The following is a 19,491-nucleotide window of genomic DNA, read 5'->3' on the forward strand; positions in this document are numbered from 1 at the left end:
TTTTTACGGGGGTGAAGGGGGATTTCGGGTGTGCGAGGTCCGGCCACCGTCGTCTGTTCGGGTGGCCCAGGTGCGGCAGGTTGTCACTCGATGGGGGTCAGGTGGTGGTGAGCCGGTTTCGGCCGAGGAACTGCGTGAGGCTGCGGAACTGCACCTGCTGGACCAGGACGGCCGCGACGATGATGCCGCCCTTGACCATGTTCTGGGCCTCGGTGGTGAGGCCGTTGATCGCGAAGAGGTTGGTGATCGTGGCGAAGATGATCACCCCGAGCAGGGAGCCGATGATGGTCCCCCGCCCGCCGCTGAGCAGCGTGCCGCCGATGATCGCGGCGGCGATCGCGTCCAGCTCGTACAGGTTGGCCATCGCCGCCTGGGCCGAGTTGGCCTGGGCGGTGAGCATGATGGCGGCGATGCCGCAGCAGAGGCCCGAGAGCGCGTAGAGCAGCAGGGTGTGCCGCTTGACGTTGATGCCGGCGAGCCGGGCCGCCTCCGGGTTGCCGCCGACGGCGACCGTACGCCGGCCGAAGGTGGTGCGGTTGAGCAGCACCCAGCCGGCGGCCACGACGGCGGCGAGGATGTAGACCAGCAGCGGGATGCCGAGCAGGTTGTTGCTGGCGAGGCCGTTGATGAAGCCGTTGTCCGAGACCTGCGTCTGCTTGTCGGAGATCTCGGCGGCCAGCCCCCGGGCCGCCACCAGCATCGCCAGGGTCGCGATGAACGGCACCAGCCGCCCGTACGAGATCAGCAGCCCGTTGATCAGGCCGACCGCCAGCCCGACGGTGAGCGCGCTGAAGATCATGCCGCCGGCGCCGTAGCTCTGGGTCGCCACCGTCGTGCACCAGACCCCGGCCAGCGCGACGATCGCCCCCACCGACAGGTCGATGCCGCCACCGATGATCACGAACGTCATACCGACGGTGACCACGCCGACCACCGAGGCGAGCTTGAGGATGCTGAGCACGTTGTCCCAGACCCAGTCCGGGTTGGAGTAGAGGTCGGAACGGGTGAGGGCGCCGATCACGATCAGCGCGACCAGCACTCCGATCAGGGCGAGGTTGCGGAGGGCGCCCTCGCCGGCGTCGCCGTGCCACCAGGAGAGCCGGCCGGTGGCCTTCTCGCCGGCCAGGGCGGACTCCGCCGGGTCGACCGGCGGTGACTGCGCCGGAAGATCCGTACCGCGCCCCGGCGCGGCGGTGGAGGTGGGCACTGTGTCGCTCATGCCGGTGCGCCTTCCATCAGGGACCCCGCCATGACGAGGTCGAGCACGGTGTTCTCGTCGAGTTCGGCGGCCGGGGCCTCGCGAACCACCCGGCCCTCGCGCATGACCAGCACGCGGTCGGCCAGGCCGAGCACCTCCGGCACCTCGCTGGAGACCAGCAGCACCCCGACGCCGCGGGCGGCCAGGGCGCGGACGACCTGGTACAGCTCCGCCCGGGCGCCGACGTCCACGCCCCGGGTCGGCTCGTCCAGCAACAGCAGCTTCGTGTCGCCGAGCAGCCACCGCCCGACCACGACCTTCTGCTGGTTGCCACCGGAGAGCGTGCGCACCGGCCGGCGGACGTCGCGGGGGCGCAGGTCGAGGCTCTCGGCGATGCGGTCCGCCTCGGCCCGCTCCTTGCCCGTGTCGGTGAAGCCGCCCCGGGCGTACCGGCCGAAGGTGGCCAGCGTGACGTTGCGGTAGATCGGTTCGCCCAGCAGCAGCGCCTGGCTCTTGCGCTCCTCCGGGGCCATGCCGAGGCCGGCGCGGACCGCTGCGCCCACGCTGCCCGGACGCAGTGCCTTTCCGGCCATCGTGACGGTGCCGGCGTCGGCCCGGCGGGCGCCGTAGATGGTCTCCAGCAGCTCCGATCGGCCGGAGCCGACCAGCCCGGCGATGCCGACGATCTCGCCCGCCCGCACGGACAGCGACACGTCGGCGAACTCGCCGGCCCGGGTCAGCCCGTCGACGCGGAGCAGCCCTTCGCCGGCCGCCGCCTCGGCGGGGCGGTCCGGGAAGACGTACTCGATGGTGCGGCCGGTCATCCGGGAGACCAGGTCGCGGGTCGGGGTCTCGCGGGCCGACAGGTTCGCCGCCGTGGTCCGCCCGTCCTTGAGGACGGTGACCCGGTCGCCGATCTCGCGGATCTCCTCGAGCCGGTGCGAGATGTAGATGACCGCGATGCCCTGGGCAGTCAGCTCCCGGATGATCCGGAACAGGTTGCCGACCTCGTCGTGCGCCAGCACCGCGCTCGGCTCGTCCATGATGATCAGCCGGGCCTCGTGCGACAGCGCCCGGGCCATGCTGACCACCTGCTTGGCGGCCGCCGGCAGCGAGCGGACCATCCGGTTCGGCGGGATCTCGGCGTGACCCAGCCGACCGAGGATCTGCCGTGTCCGGCGGGCCATGTGGCCGCGCTGGACGAAACCCAACCGGCGCGGCTCGTGGCCGAGGAAGGCGTTCTCCGCGACGGACAGGTCCTCGACCAGGTCGAGTTCCTGGTAGATCGTGGCGATGCCGGCGCGCATGGCGGCCTGCGGGTTGGCGAAGCCGACCGGCTGGCCGCGCCACTCGACCTGCCCCGAGTCGGGACGGTGCACCCCGGCCAGCACCTTGATCAGGGTGGACTTGCCGGCACCGTTCTGCCCGAGGAGGCAGTGCACCTCGCCGGCGCGCACCTCCAACTGCACCCCGTCCAGCGCGCGTACGCCGGGGAAGGTCTTGACCACGTCGGTGAGGCGCAGGACCACCTCGCCCGCGACGGCGTCGGCGGGCGCCTCGACCAGCGGAGCGTCGGCGGGGGCGACATCCGCCGGCGTGGCGGCGGCCGTCTTCTCGGGCTGGGCCACGCTCTCCTCCTCGCGCTCGTTCATGACGCCTCCGCGAAGGCCACGTCGCTGGCCAGGACGGCGGCGCCGGCCACGCCGGCGCGGGGCCCCAGCTCGGACAGGACGACCGGGAGATTGCCGGTGGCCAGTGGCAGCGACCGGCGGTAGACCACGCTGCGGATCTCGGCCAGCAGGATGTGCCCGAGCTGGGCGAGCCCGCCGCCGATCACGATCATCGACGGGTTGGTGAAGCTGACCAGCCCGGCCAGGACTCCACCGACCCGCCGACCCCCGTCGCGGATGAGCTGGATGCAGGTGACGTCGCCCTCGCCGGCGCCCTCCGCCACGTCCCGGGCGGTGACCGCGCCCCGCGCGGCGAGCCGCTCGGCCAGCGCGGGCGAGGTGCCGGCGCGCGCCGCGGCGGTCGCGTCCTTGGCCAGCGCGGCGCCGCTGAACAGGGCCTCCAGACAGCCGACGTTGCCGCAGGAGCACATCGGGCCGTGCGCGTCGACCTGGATGTGGCCGATGTCGCCGGCGCAGCCGTCGGTGCCCCGGTAGACCTCGCCGCTGAGGTAGATCCCGCACCCTATTCCGGTGCCGATCTTCACGAAGAGGAAGTCGTCCACGGAGTGGGCGACCCCGCCGTGCCGCTCCCCGATCGCCATGATGTTGACGTCGTTGTCGACCACCGCCGGGCAGCCGTGCTCGCGGGTGAGCAGCTCACGCACCGGGAACCGGTCCCACCCCGGCATGATCGGCGGCGAGACCGGCACGCCGTCGCGGAAGCTGACCGGGCCGGGCACGCCGATGCCGACGGCGTCGAGCCGCTCGTAGGCGCCGTCCACCCGGGCCTTGTGCAGCAGCTCGTTGACCCGCTGGAGGGTCACCTTCGGTCCGGTGCGGATGTCGGCCGGCTCCGCGTACGCGGCGACCGGCTCCAGGCGGCCGTTGACCACCTCGACGTCGATGGAGCTGGCGCCGAGGTCCACGGCGGCGAACCGCAGGTGGGGGCTCAGCTCGACGAGGGTGGAGCGCCGGCCGCCCCGGGAGGCCGCGAGACCCGCCTCGGCGACGTAACCGAGCCCGACGAGCCGTTCCAGCTCGGCCAGCAGCCGCGGACGCGGCATCTGGAGGCGGTCCGCCAACTCGGCCCGGGAGACGGCCCCCTCGTCGCGGAGCAGCCGCAACAGGCGTACGTGCAGGGGATCGATGGTCCGCACCGGGACTCACCTCTTCGTCACGTCGTTCACATCGACGCAACGCCGATGTGTCGTGTCCGACACAGTAGGAGACTTCCGCGCCGCGTGTCTAGATCTTTGCTCGAGCTGCGCCCAACTTTTGTACGATCGGACAAAAGCTTCGACAGCCCGACGGCGCCCAACCCCGCGCCGCAGCCCGTCCCGCGGCGGGCCGGAGTCGGCCGGTCCCGCGCGGCAAGGACGGCACGCGCGGCGACATGTGCCGCGCCACGCACCGCGATCTAATTGATCTTCAGCAATGGGACGAGAGGTTCGATGTAACCGAATCAGGCTTTACACCTCGACCCACATCACTGCATTGACATTTAAGACGCGCCGGGAGTAGCGTGCCGGTCGAGACACGGGGGAAATACACACGGCGCATTCACGGTGAATCGCGCCCTCCCTGGCGTCTTTCTCAGGAGGGTGCGTGACCATGAGAATTGGCCGCCGCATGATTGCTGTCGCCCTATTGACGACAGTGTTGTTCGCACCAGCCGCCCGGGCCGAGGCGTCCCCGTCGGCCGCCTCCGGTGCGGCGTCGGTCGCCGACAGCAGCCTGACCACGACGCAGCCCGCCGAACTGCGCGAAACCGCTGGGAGCCGGTCGGTGACCGTCTTCGGCAACTGCACCGCCGGGATCTTCTGCGGTGAGGTGAAGAACCGGCTCGGACGGTCAGTGTTGATCTCCGGGAACTGGCCCTACAACACGAAGACGATGTGGCTGCCAGCAGGCCAGGGATCCGCGTCCGATTCGCACTACTACTACGACTTCCGCGACACGGACGGTTTCCACGTGCCGAGCGGCTACATCTACTACGACACCATCGGGAGCAAGTACTACCCCGGCTGGCACAAGGTCTACGATTACCAGGAAATCACCCTCAACGGCTGGTGCCTCACCACAGCCTGCAGCTGACAGTCATCCCGAACTGCATTCGATAATTGCTGCCACGCCCCGACAATGGGACGTGGCAGCAATCATTGCTCGTCTCAACCGGCCGAGCTGCGTTGGTTGCGCTTCTTGCGGAGCTTGCGGTCGTCGCGCAACTCGACATAGGGCTCCTCGTCCGGGGAGTGCCCGGCCTCGATGGCGCGGCTGCGCTCCAACTCGGCGTCGAACTCGGCGCCCAGCAGGATGGCGATGTTGCTCAACCAGAGCCAGATCAGGAAGATGATCACACCCGCGAGCGCCCCGTACGTCTTGTTGTACGAGCCGAAGTTGCTGACGTAGAGGGCGAAGAGGCCGGAGATCACCAGCCAGATCACCACGGCCAGCACGCCGCCCGGGCTCACCCAGCGGAACCCGCCGTGCCTCGCGTTCGGGGAGGCCCAGTAGAGGATCGCGAACATCAGGCTGACCAGGAGCAGCAGCACGGGCCACTTCACGATGTTCCACACGGTCACGGCGGTGGAGCCCAGCCCGATCGCCTCGCCGACCTGCGCGGCGAGGCCGCCCGTGAAGACCACGATCACCGCGCTGGCCAGCAGCATCACGCCGATCACCGCGGTCACCCCGATGCGGATCGGCAGCGTCTTCCAGATCGGCCGCCCCTCGGGGACGTCGTAGATCGTGTTGGAGGCGCGCATGAACGCGGCGATGTAGCCGGAGGCCGACCAGAAGGCGGCCAGCAGACCGAGGATCGCGGCGAGCCCGGCGAAGCCCCCGCTCTGCTGCGCCTGGTTGATCGCTCCCTCGACGATCTGGCGGATGTTCTCCTGCGGGACGGCCTGGTTGACCGTGTCCTTGACGCCCTGCGTCGCGCGCGGGCCGAGCAGACCGAGGATCGAGACCAGCACCAGCAGGCCGGGGAAGATCGAGAGCACCCCGTAGTAGGTCAGGGCCGCCGCCCAGTCGGTGAGGCTGTCGTCCTGGAACTCCCGGAGCGTGCGCCGCAGCGCCGCCTTCCACCCGGTGCCCGGCAGCTCCGTCGGGCTTTCGGGGCCCTCGTCGGGCCCGACCGGGCCGCCCCCGGGGCGGTGCCGCCGCGCCGGATCCGGGCTGGGGTCGGCGCGGTCCGTCCGGCGGTCACCGCCCGCCCTGCCGCCGGCCACGGCCCCGGAATCGTCGCGGTCGCGCCCGCCGCGGGCGGAAGACTCGTCGGAGGCCATCGCCCCTCCCTCTGCTCGGCTCATGTCCCCCCGACATGCCCCGGCAGCGGCGACGATTAACCACCTACCGGTAGAGCAACCTGCCCATCCGGCGCGAAGCGACCAGCAGGCCGACAACCAGCACCGCGAGCAGGTAGAGCACGTCGAGCACCCACGCCCAGCCGGCCGTGCCCACGGAGACGCCGCGGATCAGGTGCACCGCGCGGTAGAGCGGGGTCACCTCGACCACCCAGCGCAGCAGGGACGGGTACGCCTCGGCGGGGACGAACGTGCCGGAGAAGAGGAAGAGGGTGAACTGGGCCGAGCCCATCAGGTCGAAGTCCTGCCAACTGCGCATGAAGGTGGAGATCGTCATGCCGAGCGCGCCGAAGGCGAAGCCGACCAGCACCGCCGCGGGGAAGGCGACCAGGGCCCGGGCCACGGTGGTCAGGTCCATCCCCACCATCACCACGAGGAACGCGGCCGAGTAGGACCCGCCCCGCAGCATCGCCCAGCCCAACTCCCCGAGGGCGATCTCGAACGGCTGCACCGGGGTGGCGATCACCCCGTCGTACAGCTTCATGTACTTCATCTTGCCGAAGAAGTTGAACGTCGTCTCCGACAGCGCGCCGGTCATCGCCGACGAGGCGAGCATGGCCGGCGCGACGAACGCCGCGTACGTGACGACCTGGCCGCCGGGCAGCGTGAGGTCACCGACCAGCGCGCCCACCCCGACGCCGATGGAGAGCAGGTAGAGCAGCGGCTCCACGAAGCCGGAGACGAGCAGCAGCCAGTAGACGGACTTCAGGGCCGCGACGTTGCGCTCGGCCACCGACGTCGACCGGCGGGTCGCGGCGGCGACGTCGACCAGCCGGGGCAGGACGAGACTGACCACGACACCCCTCCTAGACGACGAGCCGGCGACGGAACGCGCGGCAGGCCAGCAACCAGCCGGCGACCGCCCAGGCCGCGAGGTAGAGCAGGTGGCCGGCGACCGACCACTGCGGAGCGACGCCGAGCGTCGCCGCCCGGCACAGGTCGACGCCGTGCCACAGCGGCGTCGCGTACGCCAGCCAGCGCAGCGCCGTGGGCAGCGACTCGACGGGGAAGAACACCCCGGCGAACAGCGTCATCGGGATCACCGCGAAGCGGAACAGCATCGCCAGCCAACTGTCGGTGGACACCACCGACGCGTACGCGAAGGTCGGGGCGGCCACGGCGAGGCCGAGCAGCGCCACCACCGGCAGCGTGGCCACCGCCCACGGCGAGCGCAGCGCTCCGAACAGCGTCATCACCAGCAGGAACGCCGCGCTGGTGGTGACCACCCGGAACAGCACGAACGCCAGGTGCCCGCTGAGGATGTCGCCCACCCGCAGCGGCGCGGCGCTCTGCGCGAAGTAGGTCTTGATCCACTGGAAGTTGCTGAACACCGGCCACGTCGACTCGCCGATCGCCGTCTGGAGGGCGGTCGACGCGATCAGGCCGGGCACGATCCACTCGAGATAACGCACCCCGCCGACGCCCTGGTCGATGTAGGCCCCGACACCGACCCCGAACCCCAGCACGGTCAGCACCGGCAGCAGGAACGACGAGAAGACGCCGGCCCGCCAGGTGCGCCGGTAGCCGACCAGGTAGTGCGCCAGCACCGCCAGCGCCGGCACGCGTGGCAGCGACGGCCGCGCCCGCTCCCGCGCCTGTTGCGCCACGCTCACGCGACCACCCCCGTTCACCACGGCCTTCCTACCTCGGGGGTACGACAGGCCGCAGCCACCCTACGACCGGCGTACGCACCTGTCGTGGCAGTTTCCGCTCCGAGCGGGGTCTCCATTCACTGGACAGGCTTAATCTACATAGGTAGCCTTGACCTCGTGGAGCCACTCGGACGCATCGGTGCGGCGACGGTCGACGTCCTGCGGGTGCTGGTCGACAGCGACCGGCCACGCTGGGGGCTGGAGATCATCAAGGTCACCGGGCGCCCGTCCGGCAGCGTCTACCCGCTGTTGGAACGGTTGGAGCGCAACGGCTGGGTGACCTCGCACTGGGAGGACGAGACCGACCGCCGCGGCCCACGGCGGCGGATGTACCAGCTCACCGCCGACGGAGCGGTGGCCGCCCGGCGGGTCTGCGCCCGGGCCGACACCCGGGCGACTCACCACCGCCCGGCCCGGCTGCGGGAGGCACGATGACGCCCGTCCGGGCCGCGCTCGCCCTCGTGCGCTGCGCCGCGGCAGTGCTCCCCGGCCCCTCCCGCGCCCGTCATCTCGAACAGTGGCAGGCCGACGTGTACGGCGCCGCCGAACTCGGCATGTCCCCCCTGCGGCTCGCCGCGGGCACCCTCGGCGCCGCCGTCCGGATCGCCGCCACCAGCCCGAAAGGACCTCGCGCCATGCAGCCAATCGGCCCGCTCGCCCTCGCCCTGAAGCTGATCGGCGGCACGCACGCCCGCCGTCGCGCTGCCACTCTCGCCGCCGTGTTCACCGCCACCCTGCTGGCCGGCGTCGGGCTGCTCATCGCCGGCTGACCGGCGACCGCTCCACCAGGGACCCGCCCGGACCAGCGCCCGTAGTGCGGGGTAGCGCGGCGACGTGTGTGAACACGTCGTCCAGGCCGGCGGCACGGGGACCGGCAGGTGGGCGAGCTACCGCCGGGCGACGCCTGAGACGAACGCCCGCCAGGCGGCGGGGTCGAAGGCCAACACCGGACCGGCCGGGTCCTTGGAATCGCGTACGGCCACCACGCCGGGCAGGTTGTCGGCTACCTCCACGCACGCACCACCTTGGCCGTTGCTGCGGGTGCTCTTGCGCCACCGGGTGCCGGTCAGGTCCATGTCTCCGCCACTTCCGCCATCAGATCGAGGGACTGCTGCTGCGATGGTGCCTCACCACGGATCGACTCCCAAACGTCGACCATCTGCCGCACGTACTCAGCGCGGTCGATCACCTGTCCGTGGAGTTGCCCCTCCAGGTAGACGACATCCTCCCCGTGCGGCGAGGTGGCGATCACGAAGGGTCCGTTGACCCCACCATAGGCACCGGCGGAGAGCGGCACGACCTGGATTCGGACCCGCGGCAGGGTGGAGCCGAGCTTCACGAGATGGCGAAGCTGCTCGTTCATCACCTCTGGCCCGCCAATCCGGCGGCGCAGCACGTGCTCGTCGACGACGGCGGTGAGCAGTGGCGGCCGGTCGAGGGTGAGCACGGCCTGGCGGTCCAGGCGCGCCGACACCTGCTGCTCGATCTCGTCGGGCGCGAACAGGCCGGCACCGGTCAGCAGCGCACGAGCATACCCCTCGGTCTGCAACAGGCCCGGCACGCACAGCGGTTCAAACCAGCGCAGCGCCGTCGCCTCCGCCTCGATCCCGGTCCAGTCGCGGACCCACGGCACCACGGTCTCCCGGCTGATCCGTCGCTGGATGCGCTCGAAGCGCCCGTCCGCACCGAACACGGTGTCGCAGCGGCGGGCGAAGTCGAGGCTCGGCCGGCGCTCGCACGTCTCCACCTTGGCGACCAGGGCACCTGAATAGCTCAGTGCCTCGGCCAGCGCGGTCTGGGACATGCCGCTGGTGGCCCGGGCGAGCCGCAGCTCCTCCGCGAAGTGGTCCAGCATGGACGAGCGTTCCACGGACAGCCTCCGTACATCCTCGTACCGCCAGGAACGGCCGCCGTACGCCCTGGTCGTCGGCGCGCGGGAACTCCCACCGTAGTCGGATCCTCACCAGACTGTCACGCAGCGGAACCGCTCACGGGATCGGACGGCGGGCGGAACCAGGCCGGGGGCGCCCGGAGACAACGAGGTCCGGGGCGCCCCCTTCCCACCTCGACGGAGGCTCACCGCATGCGACTCAGGTTCTGGCGCTGCCGGCGCTCGACGCCACCCGCCGCGCTCCCCCGGCGTACGCCCAACACGCGACCGGCGTGGGCGACCGCGCCGACGGGGGTCTTCCCGACCGATGGCCCGGGACGCCCGGGGCGGCTGACCCGGGCGCAGGAGTGGCGGGCGAACGGCGGCCACTGGCTACCGTCGCCGCGCCGGGTCGAGGAGGGCCCGCGCTGATGCCGCGCTACCGCCCGCACGTCGCGGCGCGCCCGTCCTGGCGCTGCCGGGTGTGCGGTGCCGCGTGGCCCTGCTCCCCGGCCCGGCTGGCGCTGCTCGGCGAGTACCGCGAGAACCGGACGGGCCTGCTGATCTATCTCGGCGCGCTGATGTACGAGGCCACGGGCGACCTGGCCGACGTGAACGGGCAGGTCGTGCCGGACGGGCTGGCCGACCGCTTCCTGAGCTGGGCGAGGGCGCGATGACCAGCACGGCCGATCGGATCAGCTCTGGTGGCACGCAAGGCCGGGGCGCGGGCCGCTCAGCCGCGGACCGCCCGCAGCAGCGACAGCACGGCGGCGCCGAGCAGCAGCAGCCCGGCACCGGTGCCGACGACCAGGCCCGCCGCCACCCCGGAGGTGAGTGCGGTGACCAGCCCGGCCAGCGCGACGACGCACATGGCGACGCCGAGGGGCCGCAGCAGCGGGTCACGCAGCACCGGCACGAGGGGGAAGAAGTGCAGCCCCACCACGGCGCAGACCAGCACCGGGATGAACTCCGACCAGCCGGCGAGACCGAGCACGGCGGCACCCAGCCCGGCGGCGGCGAACTCGGCGACGACGATCAGCAGGTAACGGCGGTCGGCGGTGCGGTCCCGGGCGACGGCGGCGACCCTCCGGCTCCGGGCCACCACGACCGCTCCGGCCACCGCGGTGAGCAGCGCCGCGCCGCTGGCGACGACGAGCAGGCTCCGCATCGGTTGGTCGGCGGCCGGCACGCTGAACCAGATGGTGGCGAAGACCCCCAGGTAGAGCGCGCCCAGCCCGGCCTGCCGGCGGGACTGGAACTCCAACCTCGACATGTGACCCCCGTGCTCGTCGCCGGGCGGGCGGCATGCCGCCGGCCCGCCGATGCTACGGAACGAGTCGCAGGACGCCGACGGCTCCACGCCGCCGGGGAGCGACTCAGTCGACCAGGGTGCGGCCGGTGAGGTGGAGGAAGACGTCCTCCAGACTGCTGCGCCGGACCAGCACGTTGGCGGGGTGCAGGCCCAGCGCGCCGACCTCGGCCACGGCCGCGTCGCCGTCGTGGACGTAGAGCAGGATCCGGTCGGGCAGCACCTCGACCCGCTCCCCCAGGCCGTCGAGCTTGCCGGCGAACGCCTCCTGCGACTCGGCGGCGAACCGCAGCTCCACCACCTCCCGGGTGGAGTGCCGCTCGATCAGCGCGCGGGGCGAGCCCTCGGCGACGATCCGGCCGCCGTCCATCACGACCAGGCGGTCGCAGAGCTGCTCCGCCTCGTCCATGTAGTGCGTGGTGAGCACCAGCGTGACGCCCTGCTGCTTGAGCCGGAACAGCCGCTCCCACACCAGGTGCCGGGCCTGCGGGTCGAGGCCGGTCGTCGGCTCGTCCAGCAGCACGATCTCAGGCTCGTTGACCAGCGCGCGGGCGATGGTCAACCGCCGCTTCATGCCCCCGGAGAGCGGCTCGACCTTGCTGTCGGCCCGCTCGGTGAGCTGGACGAAGTCGAGCAGCTCGGCGGAGCGGGCCCTCGCCACCCGGCGGGGGATGCCGAAGTAGCGCGCGTAGGTCGTGAGGTTTTCCCGGACGGTCAGCTCCGGGTCGAGGTTGTCGAGCTGGGGGCAGACGCCGAGCCGGGCCCGGATGGCCGGCCCGTCGCGGACGGGATCCATGTCGAGGATCCGCAGCTCGCCGCCGCTGGGCGGGGAGATGCACCCGATCATCCGCATGGTGGAGGACTTGCCGGCGCCGTTGGGCCCGAGGAAGCCGAAGGCCTCACCGGCGCGCACCTCGACGTCGATGCCGTCGACGGCGGTGAAGTCGCCGAACCGCTTCACCAGCCCCCGCGCCCGGATGAGTGGCTGAGGCGTGGTCACCGCCCGACCCTAACCGCCCGGTCCGACACGTCCCACCGGTTTGTCGGGCGGGACGCGGGCGCACGGAGAGCGACGACGCTACTCTCCGTCGCGGCGCCGCCGGTGCGGGCGTACCCGCGTCGGCCGGTGGACGGGGCGGAGGATCCGGAGGGCGTTGTCGGGATCATAGTGGACAAGATGGATTCAATCGCCGCCGGACATTCCGCATTGTCGCCCGTTCCGGTCCACATTACGATCAAAAGGCGACCACAACCGCAGCTTCTCTGCGTAATTGTCCACTCGCCACCATTACCGACTGCAATCATGGCCGGCAATATTCCCTAAGGTATGCAATTCGCGTATCGTGCCCCCTCGTGTCACCAGTACGTTCTTCCGGAGATCCCGCCCCACAGCCACCTTCCGTGGGCCCGGGATCCACCGTGGACGAGGACCCGATGCCGCTGCCGCCGGAACCGCCCGACAAGACGGATTCCGCCGGCGCCGATCCGCGCGACCTCGCCGCCCAGTTCGAGGACGAGAAGCCGGGACGGGTCCTCTCCGGGCCGGTCGGCGTCCTGATCACCGGCACCACGCTCGCGGTCGCGCTGCTCGCCCTCTGGCAGGTGTTCAGCCCGCTTCCGCAAGGCAGCAAGTTCTACCTCGTCATCTTCCTGGCCGGCGTCCTGCCGGTCGTCTTCCTGGCGTACCCGGCGAACCTGCGGCTGCCCGAGCGGCTGCGGCGCGGGGCCCGACGAGCGGACGGGGAGAGCCGGCCCGACACCGGCGACCGTGACGAGGGCGGGGGCCCGACCGTGGTCGACTGGGTGCTGGCCGCCGCGGCGCTGGTGAGCTGCCTCTACCCGGTGCTGCCGGTCCCCCTCGGCGACGGCGGCGGCGGGTACGACGCCTTCCTCGACCGGCAGGGCCTGCTGGTCGGGGTCGACGTGGCCATGGGCACCGTGTTGCTGCTCCTGCTGCTGGAGGCGTGCCGGCGCACCACCGGGTGGATCCTGCCGGCCGTCTGCCTGGTCTTCCTCGGCTACGGCTACTACGGCGGGCTGCTGCCCCAGTCCTGGCCGGTGGCCCACGCCGGCCTCGACTTCGGGCAGCTCGTCGACGCCTTCTACAACTCCGACAGCGGCTTCTACGGCACCCCGCTCGACGTCGCGGCGACGTACATCGTGCTGTTCACCATCTACGGCGCGGTGCTGGACCTCTCCGGAGCCGGGCGGTTCTTCGTGGAGCTCTCCGCCGCCGCCTTCCGGCGCTCCCGGACGGCGGCCGGCCGCACGGCCGTCGCCTCGGGCTTCCTGCTCGGCACCGTCTCCGGCTCGGGCGCGGCGACGACGGTCAGCATCGGCGCGGTCACCTGGCCCGTCCTGCGCCGGGCCGGCTACCCGCCGGAGCGCGCGGGCGGCATGCTCGCCGCGGCCGGCGTCGGGGCGATCCTGTCCCCGCCCACCCTCGGCGCGGCGGCCTTCATCATCGCCGAGTACCTGGGCGTGTCGTACCTCCAGGTACTCGGCTGGGCCACCGTCCCGACGGTCCTGTACTACCTCGGCATCCTGCTCGCGGTCGAGATCGACGCCCGGCGCTCGGGGGTGCGCCCGGTGGTGCTCGACACCGCCTCCCCGTGGCGGCTGCTGGGCCGGTTCGGCTACCACTTCCTGTCGCTGCTCGCGATCGTCGTGCTGCTGGCCGTGGGCTTCTCCGCGACCCGGGCCGTCGTGGTGGCCACCGTCCTGGCCGCGGTGCTGTCCTTCCTGGACCGGCGGCACCGGCTCACCCCGGCCCGGCTGCTGGCCGCGCTGAGCGTCGGCGTGCGCGGGGTGCTCGCGGTGAGCGCGGTCTGCGCCGCGGCGGGCATCATCACCGCCACCACCACCAAGACCGGCCTCGGTCCGCAGGCCGCGGCGCTGCTGGTCAGCGGGGCCAAGGCCGTCAGCTCGGAGCCGGCCGTGGTGCTGGCGCTCACCGCGCTCCTCGCCGCCGTCGCCCTCACCTTGCTCGGGCTGGCCGTGCCGGTCACCGCGTCCTTCGTGATCGGCTGGGTGATCATCGGTCCGGCCCTGCTGGACCTGGGCGTCACGGCCCCGGCCGCGGCGATGTTCGTCTTCTACTTCGCGGTCCTGTCCGAGGCCTCCCCGCCGACCGCGCTCGCCGCCGTGGCCGCCGCCGCCGTGACCGGCGGCCGGCTGGTGCCGACCATGTGGCAGACCCTGCGGTACGCCCTGCCGGCCTACCTCATCCCGCTCGCCTTCGTGGTCACGCCGACGGGCCTCGGGCTGCTCGGCATCGGGGGCGCGCAGCGGATCGCCGTGGCGGGGGCGGTGGCCGCCCTCAGCGTCGCCGTGCTGGCGGTGGCGGCGGGCGGTTGGCTGCCCGGCGTCGGCCCGGCCGGCACGCCGGAGCGGATCCTCGGCGCGCTCGCCGGGCTGACGCTGCTCTGGCTCGAACCCGTACCCGTCGCCGTCGGCGCCGCCCTGGCTGCCGTCATGGTGGCGGGTGTGCTCGTCAGACGCGGCACCGCCGGCCCGACCGGCGTGCCGTCAGCAGGTGCAACGGTCACCCATGGGGAGGAGAAACAGTGAGACGGATCAACGTGCGGATCGCCGCGGGGGTGGGCACGCTGGCGCTCGTCGCGGCGGGCGCCGCCGGTTGCGGGGGCCGTCAGGACGGCGCCACCAAGGACGACGCCGCCAGCGAGATCACCTGCAAGGTCACCGAGAGCACCCGCGTCGGCATCGCCACCGGCAACGCCACCGGCGTCTACTACGTGGTCGGCAACGCCCTCGCCGGCCAGCTCTCCGGGGCGACCGACGGCAAGCTGAGCGGCACCGCTGCCGAGACCGGCGCGTCGGTGCAGAACGTCGAGCAGCTCGTCGGCGGCCAGTACGACGTCGCCTTCTCGCTGTTCGACACGGCGGTCAACGCGGTGCAGGGCAAGGGCAGCTTCACCGCCCCGCAGCCGGTCGAGGCGCTCGCCCGGATCTACGACAACTACACGCAGGTCGTCGTCCGGGCCGACGCGGGGATCAACTCGGTCGCCGACATGAAGGGCAAGAAGATCTCGACGGGCTCCCCCAAGTCCGGCACCGAGGTCATCGCCAACCGCCTGCTGGAGGCCGCCGGCCTCGACCCGGCCAAGGACATCCAGGCGCAGCGGCTCGACCTGACCAAGACCGTCGAGGGCGTCAAGGACGGCAGCATCGACGGCTTCTTCTGGTCGGGCGGGGTGCCCACGGGCGGCGTGACGGACCTGTTCACCACGGCCGGCGACAAGGTGAAGTTCCTCGACATCACCCCGCTGCTGCCCAAGATGGCCGAGCTCAACCCGGCGTACCAGGCGGGGACCATCAAGGCGGACGTCTACCAGACGGCGGCGGACACCCCGACCATCGTGGTGCCGAACGTGCTGCTGGTCCGCAAGGACCTCAACGCGAACGTGGCCTGCGCGATCACCCGGACGGTGTTCGACAGGAAGGACGCGCTGGCCCAGGCCAACCCGGCGGCCAAGGGCATCAGCCTCGACACCGCCCGCAAGACCGACCCCGTGCCGCTGCACCGCGGCGCGGCCAAGGCGTTGCAGGACCTCGGCGCGAGCTGATCCGTCGGTGCCGGGTCCGGGGCGTCCCGCCCGGGCCCGGCACCCTCCCGACCCACCCCGGAAGGCCCGCGTGTCGCTTCCCGACCCCGCCGGTGTGCGCCGGCACCACCGGCCCACCGACCACACCGACCGGCTGTGGTCGGTACGCACCCAGCTGCTCGCGCCGATCCTGGTGGCCACGGTCGGTCTGGTGGTGCTGGGGGCCACCCAGACCGCCACCGCGCTGGACGCCTCCGCCGACGCGGACCGCGCCCGGGTGCTCGCCGGCACCGCGACGGCCACCGTGCGCCTGGTGCACGAGCTGGAGCGCGAACTCGGCGAGACGGCGGCCCTGCGCCAGCGGGGCGGCTCGACCGGCCGTCCCCTCGTCGAGGCGCAGCGGCGGCGGGTCGACACCTCCGTGGAGCGTTACCGCGGCGCCAGCCGGGACGCCCGCCGGGCCGCCCCGGACCTCGGCCAGGTGCTCGACGGCGCCGACGCGCAGCTCGGCCAGCTCGCCCCGGCCCGCCAGGCCGCGCTCAACGCCACCACCGCCGACCCGACCTACCTGGCGCTGGTCGAGTCGCTGCTCGCCGTCGCCGACGCGCTGCCGGCCCAGGTCCGCGACCGGGACCTGGCCAACGGGGCCCGGGAGGTGGCGGCGGTGGCCGCCCAGGAACACCTCGCCGCCCTGGAACGCGACCTGCTCCGCACCGTCTTCGTGCGGGGCGCGCTGGCGGACGGGGAACTGGTCCGCCTCGGCCAGTTGCGCGGCGCGCAGGAGCAGCGCCAAGCCGAGTTCTCCCGGATCGCCGGCGGGCGGTCGGCGGACGCGTACGCCCGGCTGGTGACCGGCACCGACGTCTCCACGGCGCGGCGGATGCGGGACAGCGCGCTCAACGCGGAGACCGAACCGGGCGGGCTGCGCACCGACGGCGACGCCTGGTACGTGGCCCAGAGCGGCGCCATCCGCCGCTACAACCTGCTCGGCCGGGAGCTGTCCGAGGAACTCGACCGTCAGGCCGCCGGCCTGGCCCGGGACGCGCGGCGGCGGGCCCTGGTCACCGGTGGCGCGACCACCGCCGTCGCGCTGGCGTCGCTGACCGCCGCCGCGCTGCTCGCCGTGCGCACCAGCCGCCGGCTGCGCCGGCTGCGGGTCGCGGCGCTCACCATGGCCCACCGCGAACTGCCGGAGCGGATCACCGCGATCGCGGCCGGCGACGGTACGCAGACCGAGGGCGCGGCCACCCGGCTCACGGCCGGCATCCGGCAGGGCCGGGACGAGGTCGCCCAGGTCGCCCAGGCGTTCGACACGGTGAACCGGGCCGCGCTGCGGCTGGCCGGCGAGCAGGCCGAGCTGCGGATGGACGTGACCCGGATGGTCGAGGCGCTGGCCCGGCGGATCCGCACCCTGATCACCCGGCAGCTACGCCTGCTCGACGAGTTCGAACGCGAGGAGACCGACCCGGACGCCCTGGCCCGGCTCTTCGCGCTGGACCACCTCGCCGCCCGGATGCGGCGCAACGGGGAGAACCTGCTGGTCCTCGCCGGCGGCGAGCCCGGCCGCACGCACGAGGGCGCCCACCTGCTGACCGACGTGATCCGGGCGGCCGCCTCGGAGATCGAGGAGTATCCCCGGGTGGAGGTCGACGTGCCCACCGCCGCGGTGCACGGCGACGCCGTCGGCAACCTGGTCCACCTCCTCGCCGAGCTGCTGGAGAACGCCACCGTCTACTCGCCGCCGGACGCGCCGGTGCACGTCGACGGCCGGCGCACCGTCGACGGGCTCACGCTGCGCGTGCACGACCGGGGCATCGGGATCAGCGACGGCCGGCTCGCCGCGATCAACGAGCGGCTGCGCGTCCCCGCGATGCTCTCCAGCGCCGCCGCCGGCAGCATGGGCCTGCACGTGGTGTCCCACCTGGCGGCCCGGCACGGCGTGCGGGTGCACCTGTACGCCACCGGCGCGGGCACCGTCGCGCAGGTGGACATCCCGGAGTCGGCGCTGACCCGGGTCGAGTCGGTCGCCCCGCGGCCCGCCCCGCAACGGCGTACGCCGGAGCCCGCCGCCGCGGCCCCCTGGTTCCGGCCACCGTCCACCCGGGCCGTCCCGCCCGTGTCGACCGGCGCCCGGCCCGGCGAGTCGGGTGACCCGGCCGCCCTGCCCGACATGGCCGGCATCCACCGCGCGCCGACGGTCGCGCTCCCGGTGCTCAAGGCGCGGCCGGCCGGCCCCGCCACCGCGCCGCCCCCGCCGGTCTCCGTTCCCGCGCCGCCCCCGCCGGGCCCGGCGCCGGCCTCCACCACCGGGGTCGGGCTGCCCCGCCGCACCCGGGGCGGCCAACTCCCGGCCGCGCTGCACGACGCCCCCGCGCCGCCGCCGAAGGACGACCTGCTCGACCCCGAGTTGGTGCGCTCCCGGCTGTCCGCGCTCGCCGAGGGCGTCGCCGCCGCGACGCGACGTACCCAGCAGACGACACCCCCCAGGAGAACCCCATGACCCCATCCGCGAGCGCCGGCCTCGACTGGCTGCTGGCCAACTTCGCCGAGCAGGTGCCGGACGTGTCGCATGCCCTCGCCGTCTCCGGCGACGGGCTGCGGCTGGCGGCCTCCCCCGACCTCGCGGCGGACCAGGTGGACCAGCTCGCCGCCGTGATCAGCGGCCTGGCCAGCCTGACGGTCGGCGCCGCGCGGCTGATGTCCGCCGGCCGGGTACGCCAGCAGATCGTCGACATGGACGGCGGGGTGATGCTGGTGATGGCGGTGGGCGAGCGCGCGCTCGTCGGGGTGCTGGCCGCGCCCGGCTGCGACCTGGGCCAGATCGGCTACGAGACCGCCATGCTGGTCCAGCGGGTGGCGGAGGCGCTGGAGCCGGCGGTCCGGGCGTGACCGGACGGCCCCGACGGCTGCTGGCGGCCCTGCTGGCGGCCCTGCTCGCCGCCGGCTGCGGCACGTCCGAGGCCGGGCCGCAGCCCTGGCACGACGGTCGCATCTTCCTCGCCACCGGCAACACCACCGGCGTCTACTACCAGCTCGGCGGCGGTTACGCGGACGTGATCAGCCGCCACCTGCCCGGCTACGAGGCCCGGGCCGAGCCGACCGGGGCGTCGGTGGAGAACATCAACCGGCTGGCCAGCGGCGACATGGAGATCGCGTTCAGCCTCGCCGACACGGCCGCGGACGCGGTGCGGGGGCGCGGGGCCTTCGAGGGCCAGCCCCAGCCCGTCCGGGCGCTGGCCCGGGTCTACAGCAACTACACCCATGTGATCGTCCGGGCCGACGCGAAGATCACCGCCCTGTCGGGGCTGCGCGGCAAGCGGGTGTCCACCGGCTCCCCGAAGTCCGGCACCGACATCATCGCCGGGCGCCTGCTGACGGCGGCCGGCCTCGACCCGGACCGGGACGTCCGCCGGGCCACGCTGTCGCTGCCGGAGACGGTCAAGCGGATGCGGGCCGGCACGCTCGACGCGATGTTCTTCTCCGGCGGCCTGCCCACGCCGGGCATCGCCGATCTGCTCTCCAGCGCCCCGGGGACGTTCGCGCTGCTGCCGATCGCCGACCTCATCGAGCCGCTCGGCGCCCGGCACGGCTCGGTCTACACCACCGCCGAGCTGCCGAAGGAGGTCTACCGCACGACGAGCGCCACACCGACCGTCACGGTGGCGAACGTGATCCTGGTCGGCGCCGACATGCCCGACCAGTTGGCGTACGACCTGACCCGGCTGCTCTTCACCTACCAGGCCGACCTGGTCGGCGTGCACCCGGAGGGCGGCAACTTCACCCGGCAGAGCGCCGCCGGCACCGACCCGATCCCGCTGCACCCCGGGGCGGCCCGCTTCTACCGGAGCGGGTGACCGCGCCG

The 19,491-nt window shown here is 73.0% G+C and carries 20 protein-coding genes; 10 read left to right on the forward strand and 10 right to left on the reverse strand.

Going from position 1 to position 19,491, the window contains the following annotated elements; all coding sequences use genetic code 11:
• Positions 1-97 precede the first annotated feature (97 nt).
• From ACGFZ2_RS30570 to ACGFZ2_RS30580, 3 genes are read right to left on the reverse strand one after another with little or no spacing between them, the layout of a single operon-like run.
• Entirely contained in the window at positions 98-1,219 is a 1,122-nt protein-coding gene (locus tag ACGFZ2_RS30570; RefSeq protein ID WP_393459548.1) for an ABC transporter permease, read from the reverse strand.
• Positions 1,216-2,850 (reverse strand): sugar ABC transporter ATP-binding protein, encoded by a 1,635-nt coding sequence (locus ACGFZ2_RS30575; RefSeq protein WP_393459551.1) that lies wholly within the window; start codon positions 2,848-2,850, stop codon positions 1,216-1,218. Before ACGFZ2_RS30575 ends, ACGFZ2_RS30570 begins: the two co-directional genes overlap by 4 nt.
• A complete protein-coding gene (locus tag ACGFZ2_RS30580; protein ID WP_393459554.1) occupies positions 2,847-4,025 on the reverse strand; it encodes an ROK family protein in 1,179 nt (392 codons plus the stop codon). Before ACGFZ2_RS30580 ends, ACGFZ2_RS30575 begins: the two co-directional genes overlap by 4 nt.
• A gap of 448 nt (positions 4,026-4,473) precedes the next feature.
• Between ACGFZ2_RS30580 and ACGFZ2_RS30585 the strand changes: the two genes are divergently transcribed.
• A complete protein-coding gene (locus ACGFZ2_RS30585; RefSeq protein ID WP_393459557.1) occupies positions 4,474-4,962 on the forward strand; it encodes a hypothetical protein in 489 nt (162 codons plus the stop codon).
• A 74-nt stretch (positions 4,963-5,036) separates the two neighbouring features.
• Here ACGFZ2_RS30585 and ACGFZ2_RS30590 read toward each other — a convergent pair whose 3' ends face one another.
• The 3 genes from ACGFZ2_RS30590 to ACGFZ2_RS30600 form a co-directional block, all read right to left on the reverse strand.
• The gene (locus ACGFZ2_RS30590) at positions 5,037-6,155 is read right to left on the reverse strand and encodes a YihY/virulence factor BrkB family protein (protein ID WP_393459560.1); all 1,119 of its coding nucleotides are present in this window, start codon (positions 6,153-6,155) and stop codon (positions 5,037-5,039) included.
• Between the two features lie 64 nt (positions 6,156-6,219).
• Positions 6,220-7,029 (reverse strand): ABC transporter permease, encoded by an 810-nt coding sequence (locus ACGFZ2_RS30595; protein WP_357701823.1) that lies wholly within the window; start codon positions 7,027-7,029, stop codon positions 6,220-6,222.
• 10 nt (positions 7,030-7,039) lie between these two features.
• A complete protein-coding gene (locus tag ACGFZ2_RS30600) occupies positions 7,040-7,840 on the reverse strand; it encodes an ABC transporter permease (RefSeq protein WP_393459622.1) in 801 nt (266 codons plus the stop codon).
• A gap of 162 nt (positions 7,841-8,002) precedes the next feature.
• Here ACGFZ2_RS30600 and ACGFZ2_RS30605 point away from each other — a divergent pair, with 162 nt between their 5' ends.
• Together ACGFZ2_RS30605 and ACGFZ2_RS30610 are read left to right on the forward strand one after the other, a co-directional pair.
• Complete coding sequence (locus ACGFZ2_RS30605; protein WP_350712258.1) at positions 8,003-8,320, forward strand: PadR family transcriptional regulator; 318 nt, start codon at positions 8,003-8,005, stop codon at positions 8,318-8,320.
• Positions 8,317-8,655, forward strand: coding sequence for a hypothetical protein (locus ACGFZ2_RS30610; RefSeq protein WP_393459563.1), 339 nt, complete (start codon positions 8,317-8,319; stop codon positions 8,653-8,655). Before ACGFZ2_RS30605 ends, ACGFZ2_RS30610 begins: the two co-directional genes overlap by 4 nt.
• 117 nt (positions 8,656-8,772) lie before the next feature.
• Here the strand turns inward: ACGFZ2_RS30610 and ACGFZ2_RS30615 are convergent, their stop codons facing one another.
• Together ACGFZ2_RS30615 and ACGFZ2_RS30620 are read right to left on the reverse strand one after the other, a co-directional pair.
• Positions 8,773-8,961 (reverse strand): DUF397 domain-containing protein, encoded by a 189-nt coding sequence (locus tag ACGFZ2_RS30615; RefSeq protein ID WP_393459566.1) that lies wholly within the window; start codon positions 8,959-8,961, stop codon positions 8,773-8,775.
• A complete protein-coding gene (locus tag ACGFZ2_RS30620) occupies positions 8,952-9,755 on the reverse strand; it encodes a Scr1 family TA system antitoxin-like transcriptional regulator (RefSeq protein WP_393459569.1) in 804 nt (267 codons plus the stop codon). The genes ACGFZ2_RS30615 and ACGFZ2_RS30620 overlap by 10 nt, the downstream gene beginning before the upstream one ends.
• 213 nt (positions 9,756-9,968) lie before the next feature.
• On the opposite strand from ACGFZ2_RS30620, the gene ACGFZ2_RS30625 reads away from it, so the two are divergent.
• Positions 9,969-10,187 carry a hypothetical protein gene (locus tag ACGFZ2_RS30625; protein ID WP_393459572.1) on the forward strand — a complete coding sequence of 73 codons (219 nt, stop codon included), beginning with the start codon at positions 9,969-9,971 and terminating at the stop codon, positions 10,185-10,187.
• A complete protein-coding gene (locus tag ACGFZ2_RS30630) occupies positions 10,187-10,432 on the forward strand; it encodes a flavin reductase (protein WP_393459575.1) in 246 nt (81 codons plus the stop codon). Before ACGFZ2_RS30625 ends, ACGFZ2_RS30630 begins: the two co-directional genes overlap by 1 nt.
• A 56-nt stretch (positions 10,433-10,488) precedes the next feature.
• On the opposite strand, the gene ACGFZ2_RS30635 is transcribed toward ACGFZ2_RS30630, so the two are convergent.
• Both ACGFZ2_RS30635 and ACGFZ2_RS30640 read right to left on the reverse strand, forming a co-directional pair.
• Entirely contained in the window at positions 10,489-11,028 is a 540-nt protein-coding gene (locus tag ACGFZ2_RS30635) for a hypothetical protein (RefSeq protein ID WP_393263271.1), read from the reverse strand.
• Between the two features lie 103 nt (positions 11,029-11,131).
• A complete protein-coding gene (locus ACGFZ2_RS30640; protein ID WP_393263273.1) occupies positions 11,132-12,064 on the reverse strand; it encodes an ABC transporter ATP-binding protein in 933 nt (310 codons plus the stop codon).
• Positions 12,065-12,498: 434 nt separating this feature from the next.
• On the opposite strand from ACGFZ2_RS30640, the gene ACGFZ2_RS30645 reads away from it, so the two are divergent.
• From ACGFZ2_RS30645 to ACGFZ2_RS30665, 5 genes are all read left to right on the forward strand, one after another.
• Complete coding sequence (locus ACGFZ2_RS30645) at positions 12,499-14,634, forward strand: TRAP transporter permease (protein ID WP_393459625.1); 2,136 nt, start codon at positions 12,499-12,501, stop codon at positions 14,632-14,634.
• Entirely contained in the window at positions 14,631-15,650 is a 1,020-nt protein-coding gene (locus ACGFZ2_RS30650) for a TAXI family TRAP transporter solute-binding subunit (protein WP_393459578.1), read from the forward strand. Before ACGFZ2_RS30645 ends, ACGFZ2_RS30650 begins: the two co-directional genes overlap by 4 nt.
• A 70-nt stretch (positions 15,651-15,720) precedes the next feature.
• Positions 15,721-18,129, forward strand: coding sequence for a nitrate- and nitrite sensing domain-containing protein (locus tag ACGFZ2_RS30655; protein ID WP_393459581.1), 2,409 nt, complete (start codon positions 15,721-15,723; stop codon positions 18,127-18,129).
• Positions 18,126-18,518, forward strand: a complete 393-nt coding sequence (locus tag ACGFZ2_RS30660; RefSeq protein ID WP_393263279.1) for a roadblock/LC7 domain-containing protein — start codon at positions 18,126-18,128, stop codon at positions 18,516-18,518. The genes ACGFZ2_RS30655 and ACGFZ2_RS30660 overlap by 4 nt, the downstream gene beginning before the upstream one ends.
• On the forward strand, positions 18,515-19,483 hold the full coding sequence (locus ACGFZ2_RS30665; protein WP_393263281.1) for a TAXI family TRAP transporter solute-binding subunit: 969 nt from the start codon (positions 18,515-18,517) through the stop codon (positions 19,481-19,483). Before ACGFZ2_RS30660 ends, ACGFZ2_RS30665 begins: the two co-directional genes overlap by 4 nt.
• The last annotated feature ends 8 nt before the right edge of the window (positions 19,484-19,491 follow it).

Origin of the sequence: Micromonospora sp. NPDC048063 (genome assembly GCF_043202855.1) — a bacterium.
GTDB lineage: Bacteria > Actinomycetota > Actinomycetes > Mycobacteriales > Micromonosporaceae > Micromonospora.